This window comes from Roseateles sp. P2_H4 (genome assembly GCF_056403315.1).
Genome location: NZ_JBFUFR010000018.1, coordinates 25,906 through 43,992 on the forward strand (window position 1 = coordinate 25,906; position 18,087 = coordinate 43,992).

Sequence of the window (18,087 nt, forward strand, 5' to 3'; positions counted from 1 at the left end):
TTACCCCATGCGGGGAAGCCTGCCGCGTGTGCACAATGCACGCCATTTTAGGCAGGCGCATTTATTGCCGCTGGCCTGGAGCCCAAACCTGGAGACTGCATATGGCGATGATTTCCAACCTCGACCTGATCCGCCGTGTTCCGCTGTTCTCGATGCTGACCACCGATCAGGCCCAGTCCATCGCTGACAGCGTCGTCAAGCGCCGCTTCAAGCGTGGCGAGTTGATTGTCGAGCAGGGCACCAAATCCAACGCCCTCTTCATCCTGCTGAACGGCCGCGCCCGCGTGCTGACGGCCGACCACCGTGGCCGCGAGGTCATCCTGGCCGTGCTGCAGTCGGGCGACTATGTCGGCGAGATGAGCCTGATCGACAACGAACCCCATTCGGCCACGGTGCGTGCCGAGGTCCAGACCGACATGCTCGTGCTGGGACGCCTGGAGTTCGCGCGCTGCCTGCCCGAGAGCAGCAGCCTGTCCTACGGCATCCTGCGCGGCCTGGTGGCGCGCCTGCGCAATGCCGACCGTCAGATCGAGTCGCTGGCACTGCTGGACGTCTATGGCCGCGTCGCGCGCACGCTGCTGGACATGTCCGAGGACGAGAAGGGCATCAAGCTCATCCGTGGCAAGGTCTCGCGCCAGGACATGGCCAAGGTGGTGGGGGCCTCCCGCGAGATGGTCAGCCGGGTCATGAAGGACCTGGAAGAGCGCGGCGTCATTGAAACGCTTGAGAACGGTTCGGTGGTCATCAAGGAACGGCTGACCCACGATTGACGGCGACAATGCGGGGATGAGTTTTCCCCTCGGTTCCCTGCTGGGCGGTGACGATGCCGCCGGCGAACCCGCCGCACCCGCCAAACCCACCCGCCGCCAAGCGCCCAAGCGCGAGGCAGCACCGCCGTCGACCGCTTCACGGCTGCTGCGCACGCCGCTGTGGCTGGCCTTGACGGCCCTGGTCCTCGCCCTGCTCGTGCTGGCATTGGCCACGCATGACCTGCGCGACGCCGCCTTCAGCACCAGCGGCCAGCGCGACCTCGTCGGCAATCGTGTCGGCAGTTTTGGCGCCTGGGTGTCGGACGGCCTGCTCTTCCTGTTCGGCTTCTCGGCCTGGTGGCTGCCTGTCCTCGCCGTGCGGGCGTGGTTGCGCGGCCTGGCCGGCCTGCTGCGCCACGACGCGCCGGAGGCCATGCGCTGGAGCCGGCGCCTGCGCGGGTGGGCCGGCGTGCTGCTGCTGGTCGGGGCCAGTTGCGCGTTGGAGTGGAGTCGGCTCTACGCCGTCGAGGCTCGGCTGCCCGGCCATGCCGGCGGCCTGCTCGGCTACGCCCTGGGTCCGCTGGGCATGAAGGGCCTGGGCTTTGCCGGCTCTGGCGTCGTCTGGATCGTGCTGTTGCTGACGGGCATGTCCTGGGCACTGCGCTTCTCCTGGGGCCAACTCGCGGAGTCGATCGGCGAGCGCATCGAGCAGTTGCGCGAGCAGCACCTCGAAAAGCGCGAAATCAAGGCCGACCAGAAGGCCGGCGAACAGGCGGTGAAGGAGCGCGAGCAGGAGGTCGAGGTCGAGCGCCAGATCGAGCGCCAGGTCGAGGCTGACCATGCACCGCTGGTCATCGAGGCGCCCGTCGTCGAAGTGCCGCAATCCACCCGCGTCGCCAAGGAGCGCCAGCAGACGCTGTTCGTTGATGCCGGTGACGCCAAGCTGCCCCAGGTCGACCTGCTGGACGCCGCACCCGGCCGCCAGGAGACGGTGACACCCGAGTCGCTGGAGATGACCAGCCGCCTCATCGAGAAGAAGCTGCGCGATTTCGGCGTGGAGGTGCATGTCGTCGCCGCATCGCCGGGCCCGGTCATCACGCGCTACGAGATCGAGCCCGCCACCGGCGTGAAGGGCTCGCAGATCGTCGGCCTGGCCAAGGACCTGGCGCGATCGCTGAGCCTGGTGTCCATCCGCGTCGTCGAGACCATCCCCGGCAAGAACTACATGGCCCTGGAGCTGCCGAACGCGCGCCGCCAGACCATCCGGTTGTCCGAGATCCTCGGTTCGCAGGTCTACGCAGACGCGTCGTCTCAGCTGACCATGGGTCTGGGCAAGGACATCATCGGCCTGCCCATCGTGGCCGACCTGGCCAAGATGCCGCACTGCCTGGTGGCCGGCACGACCGGTTCGGGCAAATCGGTGGGCATCAACGCGATGATCCTCAGCCTGCTCTACAAGGCCGAGGCCCGCGATGTGCGCCTCATCCTCATCGACCCCAAGATGCTGGAAATGAGCGTCTACGAAGGCATCCCGCACTTGCTGGCGCCCGTCGTGACCGACATGAAGCAGGCCGGCAATGCGCTGAACTGGTGCGTCGGCGAGATGGAGAGGCGCTACAAGCTCATGTCCAAGATGGGCGTGCGCAATCTGGCCGGCTACAACAAGAAGATCGACGAAGCCAAGGCCAACGGCATCAGCATCCCGAATCCCTTCGCGCTGAACAATGAGGAGCCGGAGCCGCTGGAGCGCCTGCCCTTCATCGTCGTCGTCATCGACGAGCTGGCCGACCTGATGATGGTCGTCGGCAAGAAGATCGAGGAGCTGATCGCCCGTCTGGCGCAGAAGGCGCGCGCGGCCGGCATCCACCTGATCCTGGCCACGCAGCGCCCATCGGTGGACGTCATCACCGGCCTCATCAAGGCCAACATCCCGACCCGCCTGTCCTTCCAGGTCAGCTCCAAGATCGACAGCCGCACCATCCTCGACCAGATGGGCGCCGAAGCCCTGCTGGGCATGGGCGACATGCTCTACATGCCCTCGGGCACCGGCCTGCCCATCCGCGTGCACGGCGCCTTTGTCAGCGACGACGAGGTGCACCGCGTTGTGGAGTACATCAAGTCCCAGGGTGAGCCCAACTACATCGAAGGCATCCTCGAAGGCGGCGTGCTCGACGGCATCGACGGCGAGGCGCCGGCGCCGGGCGAGGCCAGCGGCGAGCAAGACCCCATGTACGACCAAGCCGTGGCCATCGTCCTACAACATCGCAAGGCCTCCATCTCGCTGGTGCAGCGCCATCTGCGCATAGGCTACAACCGCGCCGCTCGGCTGCTGGAGCAGATGGAGAACTCGGGGCTTGTCGGCGCGCTGGCTGCCAATGGCAGCCGCGAATTGATCATTCCCAAGCGAGACGAATGAAGAACTTTCTGCTTTCCCTGACCCTGCTGATGGCCGGTGCGGCCCACGCCGATGCCGTTGACGCGCTGCGCGATTTCGGTCGCGAGGTGAAGAGCGGCAAGGCCAACTTCACGCAGACCGTCACATCACCCGACGGCAAGCGCAAGAAGGTCTCGTCGGGCAGCTTCGAGTTCGAGCGGCCCAATCGCTTTCGATTCGCCTACGCCAAGCCCTTCGAGCAGGTCATCGTGGCCGATGGCCAGAAGGTCTGGATCTATGACGCCGACCTCAACCAGGCCAGCTCGCGCAAGCTGACCGACGCGCTGGGCGCGACACCCGCGGCCCTGCTTGCAGGCAGCAATCTCGAACGCGACTTCACGCTGAAGGCCCAAGCGAGCGATGGCGGCCTGGACTGGGTGCAGGCCTTGCCCAAGCAAGCCGAATCGACCATCCAGTCCCTCAAGCTCGGTTTCAAGGGCAAGGAGCTGGCGGCCATGGAGATCGTCGACGGCTTCGGCCAGCGCTCGCGGCTCGATTTCAGCGCCGTGCAGGCCAATGTGCCGGTCGCGGCCGACCGCTTCCAGTTCAAGCTGCCGGCCGGGGCTGACCTGATCGAGCAGTGAGCACGGGTTCCCTCTTCGACGCTGATCCGCCCGCTCCGCCGCTGGCCGAGCGTCTGCGCCCGAAGACGCTGGACGAGGTCATCGGCCAGCGCCATCTGCTCGGGCCTGGCATGCCGCTGCGCGCGTCGTTTGAAGCTGGCAGGCTGCAGAGCATGATCCTGTGGGGCCCGCCCGGCGTCGGCAAGACGACGCTGGCGCGTCTCGTGGCCGGTGCCTTCGACGCGCAGTTCATCGCCATCTCGGCCGTGCTGGGTGGCGTGAAGGACATCCGCGAGGCGGTGGACCGCGCCCAGATTACAGCCCAGCAGGGCCGGCGCACGGTGGTCTTCGTTGACGAGGTGCACCGCTTCAACAAGGCCCAGCAGGACGCCTTCCTGCCGCATGTCGAGTCGGGCCTGTTCACCTTCATCGGCGCCACGACCGAGAACCCCAGCTTCGAAGTCAACTCAGCGCTGCTGTCGCGCGCCCAGGTGCAGGTGCTGAAGAGCCTGGGAGCGGGCGAGTTGCAGGAGCTGATCGAGCGCGGTGCCAGGGAGCTGGGTGTCGAGCCGCCGACCCAGCCAGCCGCCGACCGCCTCATCGGTTATGCCGACGGCGATGCGCGCCGGCTGCTGAACGCCCTCGAATCCGCCGCTGCGCTCGCCAATGGCCAGCTCATCGATGAGGCTCTGCTAGAGCGGACGCTCGGCGAGCAACTGCGCCGCTACGACAAGGGCGGCGACCAGTTCTACGACGTCATCAGCGCCCTGCACAAATCCGTGCGCGGCAGCAGCCCGGACGGCGCCCTCTACTGGTTCGTGCGCATGGTGGATGGCGGCGTCGATGCCCGCTATATCGCGCGCCGCCTGATCCGCATGGCCAGCGAGGACATCGGCCTGGCCGACCCGCGTGCACTGCGCATCACGCTGGATGCGGCCGACACCTACGAGCGCCTGGGCACGCCCGAAGGCGAGCTGGCCTTGGCCGAGGCGGTCGTCTACCTCGCCATCGCGCCCAAATCCAACGCGGTCTACAAGGCCTTCAACGCGGTCAAGGCCTTCATCAAGCAGGACCAGACTCGCCCGGTGCCCGAGCACCTGCGCAATGCGCCGACGCGGCTGATGAAGGACCTGGGCTATGGCAAGGCCTATCGCTATGCCCACGACGAGCCCAATGGCTATGCGGCCGGCGAGCAATACCTGCCCGATGGGCTGGAAGGCCAGCGCTGGTACGAGCCCGTACCGCGCGGCCTGGAGCTGCGCATCGCCGACAAGCTGGCCGAGCTGCGCCGCCTGGATGATGAAGCGACTTAGCGCGGCCCTGCTCGCGCTGTGCGCCTTGGCTGCATACGCGGCCGACGGCCCGACGCTGACTCGCGTGCGTGACACCGGCGTCATCGTCATCGGCTACCGGCCGGCCTCCCTGCCTTTCTCCTACCTCGACGCCCAGCTGCGCCCCACCGGCTACACGGTCGAGCTCTGCGACCGCATCGTCGCGGCCGTCCGAACCAAGCTGCAGCTGCCAGACCTGGAGGTGCGCCGCGTCGAGGTGGCATCCGCCACGCGCATGCCCCTGGTCATCAACGGCACGCTGGACCTGGAGTGCGGCATCACGACGCACACCGCCGAGCGGGCGCGCCAGCAGGCCTTCTCGCTGACCATCTTCATCGCCGAGACCCGGCTGATGACGCGCGCCGCCGAGCGCGTGCAGGGCCTGGCCGACCTGCGCGGACTGCCTGTCGCGTCGACCATCGGCACCACCAGCATCCAGCATCTGGCCAAGGTCAACGACCAGCAGGGTCTGGGCATCCGCATCCTCGGCGGCCTGGACGACCCCGAGGGCTTCCAACTGCTGCGCAGCGGCCGCGCCTCGGCCTTCCTGATGGACGACGTGCTGCTGCGCGCGCTGCTGGCCCAGCAGGGCCCGGGCGCCGACGACTACCGCATCTCCGATCAGGCCTTGACCGTCGAGCCCTATGCCATCGGCCTGCGCAAGAACGATCCGCAGTTCAAGGCGCTGGTGGACGAGGTGCTCGTCGGCCTCTACCGCAGCGGCGAGATCCACGCGATCTACCGCCGCTGGTTCGAGTCGCCGCTGCCGTCGCAGGGTCTGAACCTGAAGCTGCCGATGAGTGCGGCCTTCCGCCGCGTCATTGCGAACCCGACGGATTCGCCGGATCCCGACAAATACCGCTAGCGGAAGTCGTCCAGCACGATGCCGTGCCGGTTCAGCTTGTCGTACAGCGTCTTGCGCGGCGTGCCCAGCAACTCCATGGCGGCCGGCACCTTGCCGTGGCAGCGGCGCAGGGCCTGCTCGATCAGCGTTTTCTCGACCAGGTCCATCTGCCGCGCCAGGTTCAGCGCCGGCATGGCCTGCAGCGCAGCCTGTGGGTCGAGGTCGTCCAGGGCCAGCACGAAGCGGTCGGCCGCGTTGCGGATCTCGCGCACATTGCCCGGCCAGTCGTGGGCCATCAGTTCGCGCAGCTTCTCTGGCGTCATTTCGGGACCGGGACGTTCGTAGCGCGCGCAGGCCTGGGCGACAAAGTGCTCGAACAGCAGCGGGATGTCCTCGCGGCGCTCGCGCAGCGGCGGCAGTTGCAGCGTCGCGATGTTGAGGCGGTAGTAAAGGTCGCTGCGGAACTCGTTCTTGGCGGCCTGCTCCTTCAGATCGGACTTGCTGGCGGCGATGAAGCGCACGTTGACCGGCAGCTCTTCGTTGGAGCCCAGGCGTTCGATGCGCCTTTCCTGCAGCACGCGCAGCAGCTTGATCTGCAGCGCGATGGGCATGGTCTCGATTTCGTCCAGCAGCAGGCTGCCGCCGTTGGCATGCTCGATCTTGCCGATGCGGCGCTTGGCTGCACTCGTGAAGGAGCCGGGCTCGTGGCCGAACAGTTCGCTCTCGAACAGCGCCTCGGGCAGTCCGCCGCAGTTGATGGCGACGAAGTGGCGATCGCGGCGCGCGCTCTGGTCGTGCAGGCAGCGTGCCACCAGCTCCTTGCCGGTGCCGGTCTCGCCGACGATCAGCACATCGGCCGAGGTGCCGGCCAGATTCAGCACCTGGCGGCGCAGCTGCTGCATGGCCGGAGACTGTCCCAGCAGCGCGGCCTCGATGCCGCTGGCGCGCTGCAGCTGYGTGCGCAGCTCGTCGGCCGAGTGGCGCAGCGTGCGCAGGTCCAGGGCGCGGCGGGCCACGTCCAGCAGGCGCTCGGGCGCGAAGGGCTTCTCGATGAAGTCGTAAGCGCCGGCACGCATGGACTGCACGGCCATGGTCACGTCGCCGTGGGCCGTGATGAGGATGGTGGGAATGCTGGCGTCGGTGGCCTGCACATGGGCGAGCAGCGCGCGGCCATCCATGCCAGGCAGGCGCACGTCGGTGATGACGATGATGGGTGCGCCGGGCTGGATGTGGGGCAGGGCCTCCTCGGCCGTGCGGCAGGGCTGCACAGTGAAACCCTCCAGTTCCAGCGTCTGCGTGAGGCTGACCCGCACCGGCAGGTCGTCCTCGACGAACACGACCTTGTAGCCCTCAAACATCTTCAGACTCCCATGTTTCCACGGCGAGGTCGAACTCGAAACTCATGCCGTGCTCCAGGCGTTGGGCGCGCAGCGTGCCGCCGAACTCATTCACGATCTTGGCCGAAATCACCAGGCCCAGTCCCAGGCCTTCGCCGGCGGGCTTGGTGGTGAAGAAGGGCTCGAAGAGATGCGGCAGCTGCTCGTCGCCGACGCCGGCGCCGCTGTCCTGCACCTGCACGAGCACACGCCGCCCGCCGTCCTGTGCGGTGGCCCGCACAAGCAGACGGCGCTCGGTCTCCTGCTGCATTGCGTCGATGGCATTGCCGAACAGGTTGACCAGCACCTGCTCCAGCCGATTCGCCTCGGCGCGCACGCGCAGGCCGGCGGGCACGTCGATCTCGGCCTGCACGTCCAGCGCGCGACTGCGGTGCTCCAGCAGCAGCAGGGCGTTGCGCACGCTGTCGAGCAGCGCCACGGCGCCCGTGACCTGTTCATCGGCCTTGCGCGCAAAGCTCTTCAACTGGCGCGTGATCTGACTCATGCGCTCGACCATGTCGTCCATCAGCTGCAGATTGGTCGCCACCGCGTCCTGGCGGCCGGCTTCCAGCAAGCGGATCGAGTTGCGCGCCAGTGCGCGCAAGGCGGTCAGCGGCTGGTTGACTTCGTGCGACAGCCCGGCCGACATCTGACCCAGCACGGCAAGCTTGCTGGCCTGCAGCAACTCGCCTTCGGTCTGCAGGCGCTGGGCGATCTGGGTCTTCAGCGCGTCATTGGTCTGGCGCAGCTCGGCGGTGCGGCTGTCCACCAGCTGCTCGAGCAGGGCGTGGGCCTGCTGCAGCTCGGCCTGCGCCCGGGTGAGCTGGCGCAGCGCGCGTCGGCGCGAAGACAGATAGAGGACGAGCAGGCCGATGCTGGCGCCGAAGGCCGCGCCACCCCAGGCTGCGAGCTGGGCGCGCTGGCGCACCTCGGTCAGGTCGGACAGGGCCACCAGGCGCAGGCCCAGCGGCACGATCTGCCGCTGCTGGGCCAGCATGGGTTTGGCGCCGTAGGCCCCCGGCAGGGGCAGCTTGACCTGTTGGCCCTGGTGTACCTCCAGCGAGGCGGGCAGTTCCAGGTCGGGCCCGATCGCCTGCGGATAGCGCGCGCTGGCCTGTAGGGCCTGGCGGCGCGAGGGGTCGGCATGGCCGARCACGGCGTACTTCCAGGCCTGCACCGAGCTCATGATGACGACGTCCTGGTCGTCGGCGATGAGGATGCGTTCGTTCTGCGAGCGCAGCCCGAGGTCGATCCAGGTCGCCTCCAGCGGCGCGAGGTTGAAGCGCACGACGATGACGCCACTGTCCCGGCTGGCCTGGCGCAGCGGGTGCAGCAGATAGAAGTCCGTGCTGCCGGTGTTGGCGTCTGCGGCGAAGAAATGCGTGCGTCCCTGGGCCAGGGCCTCGGCCAGGCGGGCCGGCGGCGTCAGCGTCTCGCTGGCCGACAAGACCTGGCCCTTGGCATCGGCGACGAAGAGCTGGTGGGTGCCGGCACGCACATTGACGCGGGCCAGCATCTGGCTGGCGGCGCGCCGGGCCGCGGCGTCATCGGGCGCCTGCACCAGCGCCTGCAGCGTCGGCGCGATGGCCAGCAGGCTGGGAAGCGAGGCGTGGCGGCCCAGCTCGGCGGCGAGGTTGGAGGCATAGAGCTCCAGCCTCTCGGTGCTGAGCGCCGACAGCTGCTCGCGGCCGCTGCGTTCACTGAGACGGTGCGCCAGCGCGAAGCCGAGCACCATCAGCAGGCCCGTCAGGAAGAGATGGAAGCCCGGCCGGCTCAGCAGGCGGAGGAGGCGCAGCGCGCGCGGACGAAGGGAGGCAGGCACAACCATGGCGGGGGCCGTGTAGTTTGCCCACGCGACGGGCGGCATGACAGGCCCGGCGGCAGTTTTTTCGACGCTGGCGGAGAACCGCTCGCGAGCGCTGCGGTTTGTGCGGATTTCCGCCCAGTTTTAGYGGGCCGACACTCGTGAAATCTGACCAGGCCCGCCCCCGTGGGGCGGAGCTAACGGTCGGCCGTTTCATACCGTCGGTGAATACCCTTGAAACGCCTTCATTGGCACGAGGGTTGCGATTTAACGCAGGTCGCGTAGCGCATGCTGCGCCCAACAATTATTCCAGGAGCCCTCATGGAGACTCTGATTCAACAGATCATCAACGGCCTGGTGCTGGGGAGCATGTATGCCCTCGTCGCCCTGGGCTACACGATGGTCTACGGCATCATCAACCTCATCAATTTCGCTCACGGCGAGATCCTGATGGTGGGCGCCATGGTCAGCTGGACGCTGGTCACGCTGCTGGCGGATTCCGGCATTCCCGGCTGGCTGCTGATGCTGATCGGCCTGGCCGCCGCCATCGTCGTCTGCGCCACCCTGAACTTCGCGGTCGAGAAGATCGCCTACCGGCCGCTGCGCAACGCGCCGCGCCTGGCGCCGCTGATCACCGCCATGGGCATGTCGCTGCTGCTGCAGGTGCTGGCGATGATCATCTGGAAGCCGAACCCCAAGCCCTTCCCGCTGCTGCTGCCGACGACGCCCTTCGACCTTGGCGGCCCCGTCATCACCGTCACGCAGTGCCTGATCCTGGGCCTGACGGTCTGCATCCTGGCCGGCCTGATGTACCTCGTGAACTACACCCGCCTGGGCCGCGCGATGCGTGCCACTGCCGAGAACCCGCGCGTGGCCGGCCTGATGGGCGTCAAGCCCGACTTCATCATCTCCACCACCTTCGTCATCGGCGCCGCGCTCGCGGCAGTGGCCGGCCTGATGTGGGCCGCCAACTACGGCACCGTGCAGCACACCATGGGCTTCATGCCCGGCCTGAAGGCCTTCACGGCCGCCGTGCTGGGTGGCATCGGCAACCTGGCCGGTGCGGTCGTGGGAGGCGTGCTGCTTGGGCTGATCGAGGCCATCGGTGCGGGCTACCTCGGTGACCTCACCGGCGGCGTGCTGGGCAGCCATTACGCCGACATCTTTGCCTTCGTCGCCCTCATCCTCGTGCTGACGCTGCGCCCCTCGGGCCTGCTCGGCGAGCGTGTGGCCGATCGCGCCTGAAGGGAGCCAAGACATGGACACCAAGAAAATCTTCACCTTCCTCGCGGCCGCCATCGGCCTGCTGGTTGTGCCGTTGTTCGCACAGCAGCTGGGCAACGGCCCGGTCCGCATCATCGACCTGGCCCTGCTGTATGTGCTGCTGGCGCTGGGCCTGAACATCGTCGTCGGCTACGCCGGCCTGCTGGACCTGGGCTACGTCGCCTTCTACGCGGTCGGCGCCTATATGTTTGCGCTGATGTCCAGCCCGCACCTGAGCGAGAACTTCGAGGCCATCCAGGCCGCCTTCCCGACGGGCCTGCACTCGCCGCTGTGGCTGGTCATCCCCGCCGGCGCGGCACTCGCGGCCTTCTTCGGGGTGATGCTGGGGGCGCCGACGCTGAAGCTGCGCGGCGACTACCTCGCCATCGTCACGCTCGGCTTCGGCGAAATCATCCGCGTCTTCCTGAACAACCTCGAGTACCCGGTCAACATCACCAACGGCCCGCGCGGCATCGGCCAGATCGACTCCTTCCACGTCTTCGGCGTGGACCTGGGCAAGTCCTGGGAGGTGTTCGGCTTCACGCTGCCGTCGGTGACGCTGTACTACTACCTCTTCCTGGCCCTCGTGGTGGGCGGGGTGGTGGTCTGCTACCGCCTGGAAAACTCCCGCATCGGCCGCGCCTGGATGGCCATCCGCGAGGACGAGATCGCCGCCAAGGCCATGGGCATCAACACCCGCAACCTGAAGCTGCTGGCCTTCGGCATGGGCGCCACCTTCGGCGGCGTGTCGGGCGCGATGTTCGCGAGCTTCCAGGGCTTCGTGTCGCCCGAGTCCTTCAGCCTGCAGGAGTCGGTCATGATCGTCGCCATGGTCGTGCTGGGCGGCATCGGCCACATCCCTGGCGTCATCCTCGGCGCGCTGATGCTGTCGGCTCTGCCCGAGGTGCTGCGCTATGTCGCCGGCCCGCTGCAGCAGATGACCGACGGGCGCCTCGACGCCTCCATCCTGCGTCAGCTGCTGGTGGCCCTGGCCATGATCGGCATCATGCTCGCCCGCCCGCGCGGCCTGTGGCCATCGCCCGAGCACGGCAAGGTCGCACCGCCGGCCGCGAAGTAAGGGAGGACGCACAACATGACCACCCACGACAACATCGTTCTCAACGTCAGCGGCGCGTCCAAGCGCTTCGGCGGCGTGCAGGCCCTGTCCGACGTCGGCATCCAGATCCAGCGCGGCCAGGTCTACGGCCTGATCGGCCCCAACGGCGCCGGCAAGACGACCTTCTTCAACGTCATCACGGGCCTGTACGTGCCGGACGGCGGCAGTTTCGCGCTGGGCGGCACGCCCTATCAGCCCCAAGCCGTGCACCAGGTCGCCAAGGCCGGCATCGCCCGCACCTTCCAGAACATCCGCCTCTTTGCCGACATGACGGCCATCGAGAACGTGATGGTCGGCCGCCACATCCGCACCAAGTCCGGCCTGATCGGCGCGGTCTTCCGCACGCCGAAGTTCAAGGCCGAGGAGGCCGCCATCAAGGCACGTGCCCAGGAGCTGCTGGACTATGTCGGCATTGGCGAGTATTCGGACTACAAGGCGCGCACGCTGAGCTATGGCGACCAGCGCCGCCTGGAGATCGCCCGGGCCCTGGCCACCGACCCGCAGCTGATCGCGCTGGACGAGCCCGCCGCCGGCATGAACGCGACGGAGAAGGTCGTGCTGCGCGAGCTGATCGACCGCATCCGCAATGACGGCCGCACCATCCTGCTCATCGAGCACGACGTGAAGCTGGTCATGGGGCTGTGCGACCGCGTGACGGTGCTGGACTACGGCAAGCAGATCGCCGAAGGCACGCCCTACGACGTGCAGCGCAACGAGAAGGTGATCGAGGCCTACCTCGGCGCCGGCCACAAGAACCATTGAGAGGGACGAAAAACATGGCACAAACCCTTCTCAAAGTCAGCGGCCTCAAGGTCGCCTACGGCGGCATCCAGGCCGTCAAGGGCGTCAACTTCGAGGTGCGCGAGGGCGAACTCGTGTCGCTGATCGGCGCCAACGGCGCCGGCAAGACGACGACCATGAAGGCCATCACCGGCCTGCAGCCCATTGCTGCTGGCAGCGTGGAATATCTCGGCAAGGCCATCAAGGGCCAGGGCGCCTGGGACCTGGCCAAGCAGGGCCTGGTCATGGTGCCAGAAGGCCGTGGCACCTTCACGCGCATGACCATCACCGAGAACCTGCAGATGGGCGCCTACAACCGCAGGGATGGCGAGGTGCAGGCCGACATGGACAAGGTCTTCACGCTGTTCCCGCGCCTGAAGGAGCGCGCCAAGCAGCTGGCCGGCACCATGTCCGGCGGCGAGCAGCAGATGCTGGCCATGGGCCGCGCGCTGATGGCCCGCCCCAAGGTGCTGCTGCTGGACGAACCGTCCATGGGCCTGTCGCCCATCATGGTGGACAAGATCTTCGAGGTGGTGAACGACATCCACCAGCAGGGCGTGACGGTGCTGCTTGTCGAGCAGAACGCTAGCCGCGCGCTGCAGCTCGCCAACCGCGGCTATGTGATGGAGTCGGGCGAAGTGACGATGGAGGGCGAGGGCAGTGCCCTGCTGAACGACCCGAAAGTCCGCGCAGCCTACCTCGGCGAGTAAGCGGCTAGTTCGCCAAAGAAAAGCGCCCGGCACTGCCGGGCGTTTGTTTTGGTGGACCGCGCTTAGAGGCTGGCCACCACGCTCACATCCGTTACACCGGCCGCGACACGAACGGTCTTGACGCTGGCGACCGGGCTTGCCGGTGCCGTGCCGCCGACCTGGCGCGCCATCTTCTTGAAGGTGCAGAGCAGCTCGGTCTTGCTCAGCGACACGACGGCATAGCCCTGGGCGTCGCTGTCGACGTGCTTGATCCAGGGGTTGTTGACCGTCGGCGGCACGCCCGTCGTCGAGTTGGCGAAGGGGTTGAGGCGCTTGACGATTTCCGAGGCCGGCACGAAGTTGGCCGGGATGCCCAGGGCCGTGGCCAGCGACTGCTGGATCAGGCCGTAGAGCGTCATCGCGGCGACCGACTTGGCGGCGCCGGCCAGGCCGGCGATGGTGCCCGCGACGATGGTGCCCATATTGCCGTTCTGGGTCTCGTCGAAGGTGTTGATGATGGCCCTGGACAGCGTGGCCGTCGGCGCGAAGGCCGCGGCCGGCACCTTGCCCGCGAGGATGGCGCCCTGCACGGCAGCCTGGATGGCGGCCGTGTTGCTCAGGTCGGTCACGCCCGCGGCGATGGCGATGGCGGCGCTCAGCATCTGGATGGCGATGCCCTCGGCCTCGGCCTCGCTCGTGGCCACCAGCGGCTTCAGCGCCGCGAACGTCGGCTGGGTGGCCGCGCTGTAGAAGTAGCTGAAGTTGGAGTTGCTGGACACGCCGGCCGTGACGAGGTCGACCATCGCTGGCACTTGCGTGGCGGCGTCGTAGTCGGCCATGACCACGCCGGCATAGAAGGCGTGGATGTCACCGGTGACGGCCACGACGTTCTTCACGCCCTTGGCGAGCAGCTGGCCCATCAGGTATTTGCGCTCGGCGTTGAAGCCGTCCCACTGGTCGGCGTTCAGCACGAACTTGGCCTTGAAGGCGGCCGGCGCGGTCGGGATCTTGTTGCCGTCCATGCCCATGCGCAGCAGCGAGACCTCGTTGCCCCAGACCTTCCACTGGGCGGTCGACGTCGTCATCGTCTGCACCCACCACTGGCGCTGGGCGCCACCGAGCACGCTGACCAGGGCCAGCGGATCGGGCAGGCCGGCGCCGGCCGTCAGCTTGGCGGTCTCGACGGCCGACAGCGTGGCCTGCGGCACCAGGTAGCGCGCACCGATGGAGCCGACGGCCTGGCCCGTCAGCGGGCTGGGTGCGGCTTCGGGGATGAGGTGGTCGGCGCGGTAGAGGCGCTGGTCGGTCATGACCAGGTGCATCAGCCTGCCGAACTTCAGGTCGCGGTAGATGCGGATGCCGGTGATGCCCTGGCCGGGGTCCAGCGTGAAGCTGATGTCGGCCGGCATGTTCTCGAACCAGGCCTGGTTGGCCGACATGCGGCGCGAGGTCTGGGCCGTGTTGTCGCCGACCTGGGTGGTCGCGTTGAAGGTGCCGTTGTCGTAGGTCTCGCGGTCCTGCCAGCAGTCGTCGCTGAACTCGTGGTCGTCCCAGACGGCGACGAAGGCGAAGCGCTCGTGCAGGTTCTGCAGGCGGCGGTCGGTGCGGTAGCGCTTGTAGAGGTAGCGGTAGTCGGCCAGCGTCGTCGCGTACTTGCCGCCCGTGGGCAGGGTCGTGCCGGCGGGCAGGGCCAGCGCGGTGTGGGCGCTTTCGACGCCACCCGCCTGGTAGTCGGCGCCGACGGCCTCGTAGATGTAGTCGCCGAGGTGGACGACGAAGTCGATGTTCTCCTGGGCCAGCGTGTCCATGCCGGCCCAATGGTTCACGCTCCAGTCCTGGCAGGACACGAAGGCGAAGTTCAGCGTGCTGATGTCGGCGTCGGCGGCCGGCGCCGTCTTGAAGCGGCCGATGCGCGAGACGCTGCTGCCTGCGGTGAACTGGTAGTAGTAGACCGTGGCCGGCTGCAGGCCGCTGATGCGGTGGCGCAGCGTGTGGTCGTAGAACTCGTAGACCGGCACGTCCGCGGTGGCGTCGGCGGTGCCCGTCAGCGCCGAGGTCGTGCCCAGCAGTGCGGCATTGCCGGCGGCGCTGCTGATCTTCAACGTCACGTTGTAGCTGCCGCCACCCGTGGCGCTGGTCACGTCATCGGCGCTGCTGGGCACCACGCGGGCCCACAGCACCGCGCCATCGGGCTTGGGGTCGCCCGAGGCGACCGACTGCGGGAACTTGAACGTGCCGCTGGCGGCGGCCGTCGTCGGCAGCGGCGTGCTGCTGCCGGGGAAGGTGGCGGGCAGGGGCTCGATGGGGGCCCCGGCATCGCCGCCACCGCCGCAGCCGACGAGGCTGGACAGGGCGGTGGAGGCGGTGATCAGGGCGCCCGCTTGAGCGGCGCTGCGGCGAAGAAAACTGCGGCGATCCATGATGTTCGCCTCCTCAGAACTTGTAGTTGAACTGGACACCGAAGATGGTGGCCTTGGTGGTGTAGTTGCCGCGCGCGGTTGCGTAGGAGCAGTTGCACGGCGTCTCGCCCTCGGCGTCATCGGTCGCGTTCATCGCGGCGTCCTTCAGCTTCACCTTGCCGAAGGAGAAGTCGACGCTGGCGCTGTCCGTCACGGCCAGGTTGGCTCCCAGGGCGACCCAGGTGCGGTGGGCATCGGGCAGGGCCGGGCTGCGCGTGGCCGAGGGCACCGGCGACAGGTCCTTGCTGTAGCCGGCCCGCAGCAGCAGCGACGGCAGGGCCTGCCAATGCGCGCCGACGGACACCTTGGTGCTGTCCTTCCAGTGCTCGGGCGTGATGGAGTCGGCCGTCGAGTTGGCGAAATCGATGCGCAACTGCTGCAGGCGCGAGTCGCGCGTCCAGGTGAAATCGGCCATCACGGCGATGGTCGGCGTCAGCTGCTGGAAGCCGTGCAGCGAGACAGACTCGGGCGTGCGCACGGCAAGGCTGACGTCGGAGTCGTTGTGGTCCAGCGCCGACGTGCCGTTGTAGGGCTTGCCGGTGATCGCGGCGAGCACTTCGGGCGGCAGGTTGCTCGGCTGCGTCCAGTCGGCCGTCCCCTTGAGCTTGTGACTGACGCTGCTGCGGTAGGCCAGGCCCACGCGCGTGCCGGCGGCCGGCTCCCACAGCGCGGACAGGTTGAAGCCCAGGCCCCAGTCCTTGCCCTCGACGGCGATAGAGCCGTCATAAGCGCTGTTGCCGAAGATGACAGCCGCCTGCTGCTGCAGCTGCAGGGCCAGGCCCGGCGCGCCGGCCGCGGCGGCCTGTTGTGCGGCACCGAGCAGGCCCTTGGCATAGGCCGAGGCGTAGGGCACAGCGCGCTTGAGCTTGCCTTCCATGTATTGCAGGTTGATGCCGCCGGCCAGCGACAGCTCGGGCGTGGCCTTCCACGCGACATTGGGGTTCAGCGCGAAGGACTTCAGTTCGACCTTCTGCAGGTTGTAGCGGCCGCCCCAGTCATCGCGGTACTCGAGCTTGGTGCCCCAGGGCACGAAGAAGCCGACGCCGTAGGCCAGCGTGTCGGAAGCCCTGTAGGAGGCATACATATGGGGCACGACGGCGGCCTTGGCGAAGCTCATCGTGTCACCGGTGGTGCCGGTCGGGCGCGACTGCAGGCCGGTGCCGGGCAGGGAAATGTAGGAGCCCTGGTCGGTGAACTTGGTCTTGGGGTCGACGTAGTCGATGACGCCGGAGAAGTTCCAGCCGCTGAGCCTTGTCATGCCGGCGGGGTTGGCGAACAGCGTGCTGGCGTCGGCGGCCTCGGCGCCGTTGGCATTGGCCGTGCCTTCGGCAGCGGCGCTCTGGGTGCCGAAGCGGTAGCCGGCGGCCTCGGCCGTCAGGGCCAGTGGCAGCAGCGCCATGGCGACCAGCAACGGGCGCAGCGCGCCCGCGGGACGTGGGGTCTTCATGATGTATTTGTCTCCGTAATCGTGCGTAACCGATGCGAATTGTGCGCATCGGTCGTGTCACGTCGAGGACAAAACCGGTCGAGACAAACCCTGGACTGGGGAGAGCTCTCTAGGTGTTGGCTGGGCGCAACCGCCCAGCCAACTTAGGGGCTGGACTCAGGCCAGACGCACGAGCTTGGAGCGCGCCCAGTCATCGGCCACGCGGGCGGGCGTCGAGTCGGCAGTCTGCACGCGCTGCAGCAGCTCTTCGACGCGCTCGGCGATCTTGCTGACCTCGGCCATCACGGCGGTCTCTTCGCCCTCATTGCGGTACTCGCGGGCCACGCTGATGATGCCGCCGGCATTCACCAGGTAGTCGGGCAGGTAGCAGATGCCGCGGCGCTGCAGCGCGTCGCCGTCGTCCGGCGTGGCGAGCTGGTTGTTGGCCGCGCCGGCGATCAGCTTGGCGCGCAGCGTCGGCACCGTCTTCTCGTTCAGCGAGGCGCCCAGTGCGCAGGGCGCCAGCACGTCGACGTCGGCAGCCAGGATGTCCGCCACGCTGGCGGCTGTGGCGCCGAACTGCGCCACCGCGCGCTCGACCTTGGCGGCGTCCACGTCAGCCACGACCAGCTTGGCGCCGGCCTTGTGCAGGAACTCGGCCAGATGCCAGCCCACCGCGCCCAAGCCCTGCAGCGCGACGCGCACGCCTTCCAGCGAATTGCGGCCCAGCACGAGGCGGGCGCCGGCCTGGATGGAGACGAACACGCCCCAGGCCGTCTTGGGGCTGGGGTCGCCACCGAAGGCGGCTTCGCGCGGGATGCCGCTGACGAAGGGCGTCACGGCCTGCATGCCACGCATGTCGGCGGTGGTGGTGCCGACGTCTTCAGCCGTGATGTAGGCGCCTTGCAGCGACTGCACGGCGCGGCCGAAGGCGGCGAACAGGGCCGGGCGGTCGAAGGCGCCCTCGGGCTTCAGGATGACGGCCTTGCCGCCGCCGAAGGGCAGGTCGGCCAGCGCGTTCTTCAGGCTCATGCCCTGGGACAGGCGCAGCGCGTCGTTCAGCGCCGCGGCTTCGGATTCGTAGTGCCACAGGCGGCAGCCGCCGAAGGCGGGGCCGCGGGCGGTGCTGTGCACGGCGAGGATGGCCTTGAGGCCGGTGGCTGGGTCGGTGGCGAGCAGCACGCGCTCATGGGCAGCTTGCTCGGGCAGGCCGAAGAGGGAGGTCGGGTTCATGCGTTGGGCGCTTTTGGCG

General features: G+C 68.0%; 14 protein-coding genes. 9 read left to right on the top strand and 5 right to left on the bottom strand.

The window, feature by feature from the left end; all coding sequences use genetic code 11:
• The first annotated feature begins 101 nt into the window (after positions 1 to 101).
• Genes AC1DW3_RS14865 through AC1DW3_RS14885 form a run of 5 tightly spaced genes read left to right on the top strand, consistent with a single transcriptional unit; the run spans position 102 to position 5,942 of the window.
• The gene (locus AC1DW3_RS14865; RefSeq protein WP_056196243.1) at positions 102 to 770 is read left to right on the top strand and encodes a Crp/Fnr family transcriptional regulator; all 669 of its coding nucleotides are present in this window, start codon (positions 102 to 104) and stop codon (positions 768 to 770) included.
• 16 nt (positions 771 to 786) lie between these two features.
• Positions 787 to 3,165 (top strand): DNA translocase FtsK, encoded by a 2,379-nt coding sequence (locus AC1DW3_RS14870; RefSeq protein ID WP_477932192.1) that lies wholly within the window; start codon positions 787 to 789, stop codon positions 3,163 to 3,165.
• Positions 3,162 to 3,767, top strand: a complete 606-nt coding sequence (gene lolA / locus AC1DW3_RS14875; protein ID WP_477932194.1) for an outer membrane lipoprotein periplasmic chaperone LolA — start codon at positions 3,162 to 3,164, stop codon at positions 3,765 to 3,767. The genes AC1DW3_RS14870 and lolA overlap by 4 nt, the downstream gene beginning before the upstream one ends.
• Positions 3,764 to 5,059, top strand: a complete 1,296-nt coding sequence (locus AC1DW3_RS14880; RefSeq protein ID WP_477932196.1) for a replication-associated recombination protein A — start codon at positions 3,764 to 3,766, stop codon at positions 5,057 to 5,059. Before lolA ends, AC1DW3_RS14880 begins: the two co-directional genes overlap by 4 nt.
• Entirely contained in the window at positions 5,043 to 5,942 is a 900-nt protein-coding gene (locus AC1DW3_RS14885) for an amino acid ABC transporter substrate-binding protein (RefSeq protein ID WP_477932198.1), read from the top strand. Before AC1DW3_RS14880 ends, AC1DW3_RS14885 begins: the two co-directional genes overlap by 17 nt.
• On the opposite strand, the gene AC1DW3_RS14890 is transcribed toward AC1DW3_RS14885, so the two are convergent.
• Positions 5,939 to 7,279 (bottom strand): sigma-54-dependent transcriptional regulator, encoded by a 1,341-nt coding sequence (locus AC1DW3_RS14890; RefSeq protein ID WP_477932200.1) that lies wholly within the window; start codon positions 7,277 to 7,279, stop codon positions 5,939 to 5,941. The genes AC1DW3_RS14885 and AC1DW3_RS14890 overlap by 4 nt on opposite strands.
• Entirely contained in the window at positions 7,272 to 9,125 is a 1,854-nt protein-coding gene (locus tag AC1DW3_RS14895; protein ID WP_477932201.1) for a sensor histidine kinase, read from the bottom strand. Before AC1DW3_RS14895 ends, AC1DW3_RS14890 begins: the two co-directional genes overlap by 8 nt.
• A gap of 297 nt (positions 9,126 to 9,422) precedes the next feature.
• On the opposite strand from AC1DW3_RS14895, the gene AC1DW3_RS14900 reads away from it, so the two are divergent.
• From AC1DW3_RS14900 to AC1DW3_RS14915, 4 genes are read left to right on the top strand one after another with little or no spacing between them, the layout of a single operon-like run.
• Entirely contained in the window at positions 9,423 to 10,346 is a 924-nt protein-coding gene (locus AC1DW3_RS14900) for a branched-chain amino acid ABC transporter permease (protein WP_025564063.1), read from the top strand.
• A 13-nt stretch (positions 10,347 to 10,359) separates the two neighbouring features.
• Positions 10,360 to 11,442 (top strand): branched-chain amino acid ABC transporter permease, encoded by a 1,083-nt coding sequence (locus AC1DW3_RS14905; protein WP_477932203.1) that lies wholly within the window; start codon positions 10,360 to 10,362, stop codon positions 11,440 to 11,442.
• A gap of 15 nt (positions 11,443 to 11,457) precedes the next feature.
• Positions 11,458 to 12,243: an ABC transporter ATP-binding protein gene (locus tag AC1DW3_RS14910; protein WP_477932205.1), complete on the top strand. Its 786-nt coding sequence runs from the start codon at positions 11,458 to 11,460 to the stop codon at positions 12,241 to 12,243.
• 14 nt (positions 12,244 to 12,257) lie between these two features.
• Positions 12,258 to 12,971 carry an ABC transporter ATP-binding protein gene (locus AC1DW3_RS14915; RefSeq protein WP_477932207.1) on the top strand — a complete coding sequence of 238 codons (714 nt, stop codon included), beginning with the start codon at positions 12,258 to 12,260 and terminating at the stop codon, positions 12,969 to 12,971.
• 62 nt (positions 12,972 to 13,033) lie between these two features.
• Here AC1DW3_RS14915 and AC1DW3_RS14920 read toward each other — a convergent pair whose 3' ends face one another.
• The 3 genes from AC1DW3_RS14920 to AC1DW3_RS14930 form a co-directional block, all read right to left on the bottom strand.
• Positions 13,034 to 15,370: an alkaline phosphatase D family protein gene (locus tag AC1DW3_RS14920; RefSeq protein ID WP_477932209.1), complete on the bottom strand. Its 2,337-nt coding sequence runs from the start codon at positions 15,368 to 15,370 to the stop codon at positions 13,034 to 13,036.
• Between the two features lie 13 nt (positions 15,371 to 15,383).
• Positions 15,384 to 16,856: an OmpP1/FadL family transporter gene (locus tag AC1DW3_RS14925; RefSeq protein WP_477932211.1), complete on the bottom strand. Its 1,473-nt coding sequence runs from the start codon at positions 16,854 to 16,856 to the stop codon at positions 15,384 to 15,386.
• A 156-nt stretch (positions 16,857 to 17,012) separates the two neighbouring features.
• The gene (locus tag AC1DW3_RS14930; protein ID WP_477932213.1) at positions 17,013 to 18,068 is read right to left on the bottom strand and encodes a Leu/Phe/Val dehydrogenase; all 1,056 of its coding nucleotides are present in this window, start codon (positions 18,066 to 18,068) and stop codon (positions 17,013 to 17,015) included.
• Positions 18,069 to 18,087: the final 19 nt, after the last annotated feature.

Excerpts from the sequence above, each read along its gene's own strand:
- AC1DW3_RS14910 (WP_477932205.1), top strand. The coding sequence starts at position 11,458 with ATGACCACCCACGACAACATCGTTCTCAACGTCAGCGGCGCGTCCAAG.
- AC1DW3_RS14905 (WP_477932203.1), top strand. The coding sequence starts at position 10,360 with ATGGACACCAAGAAAATCTTCACCTTCCTCGCGGCCGCCATCGGCCTG.
- lolA (WP_477932194.1), top strand. The coding sequence starts at position 3,162 with ATGAAGAACTTTCTGCTTTCCCTGACCCTGCTGATGGCCGGTGCGGCC.
- AC1DW3_RS14885 (WP_477932198.1), top strand. The coding sequence starts at position 5,043 with ATGATGAAGCGACTTAGCGCGGCCCTGCTCGCGCTGTGCGCCTTGGCT.
- AC1DW3_RS14870 (WP_477932192.1), top strand. The coding sequence starts at position 787 with ATGAGTTTTCCCCTCGGTTCCCTGCTGGGCGGTGACGATGCCGCCGGC.
- AC1DW3_RS14930 (WP_477932213.1), bottom strand. The coding sequence starts at position 18,068 with ATGAACCCGACCTCCCTCTTCGGCCTGCCCGAGCAAGCTGCCCATGAG.
- AC1DW3_RS14865 (WP_056196243.1), top strand. The coding sequence starts at position 102 with ATGGCGATGATTTCCAACCTCGACCTGATCCGCCGTGTTCCGCTGTTC.
- AC1DW3_RS14925 (WP_477932211.1), bottom strand. The coding sequence starts at position 16,856 with ATGAAGACCCCACGTCCCGCGGGCGCGCTGCGCCCGTTGCTGGTCGCC.
- AC1DW3_RS14915 (WP_477932207.1), top strand. The coding sequence starts at position 12,258 with ATGGCACAAACCCTTCTCAAAGTCAGCGGCCTCAAGGTCGCCTACGGC.
- AC1DW3_RS14900 (WP_025564063.1), top strand. The coding sequence starts at position 9,423 with ATGGAGACTCTGATTCAACAGATCATCAACGGCCTGGTGCTGGGGAGC.
- AC1DW3_RS14920 (WP_477932209.1), bottom strand. The coding sequence starts at position 15,370 with ATGGATCGCCGCAGTTTTCTTCGCCGCAGCGCCGCTCAAGCGGGCGCC.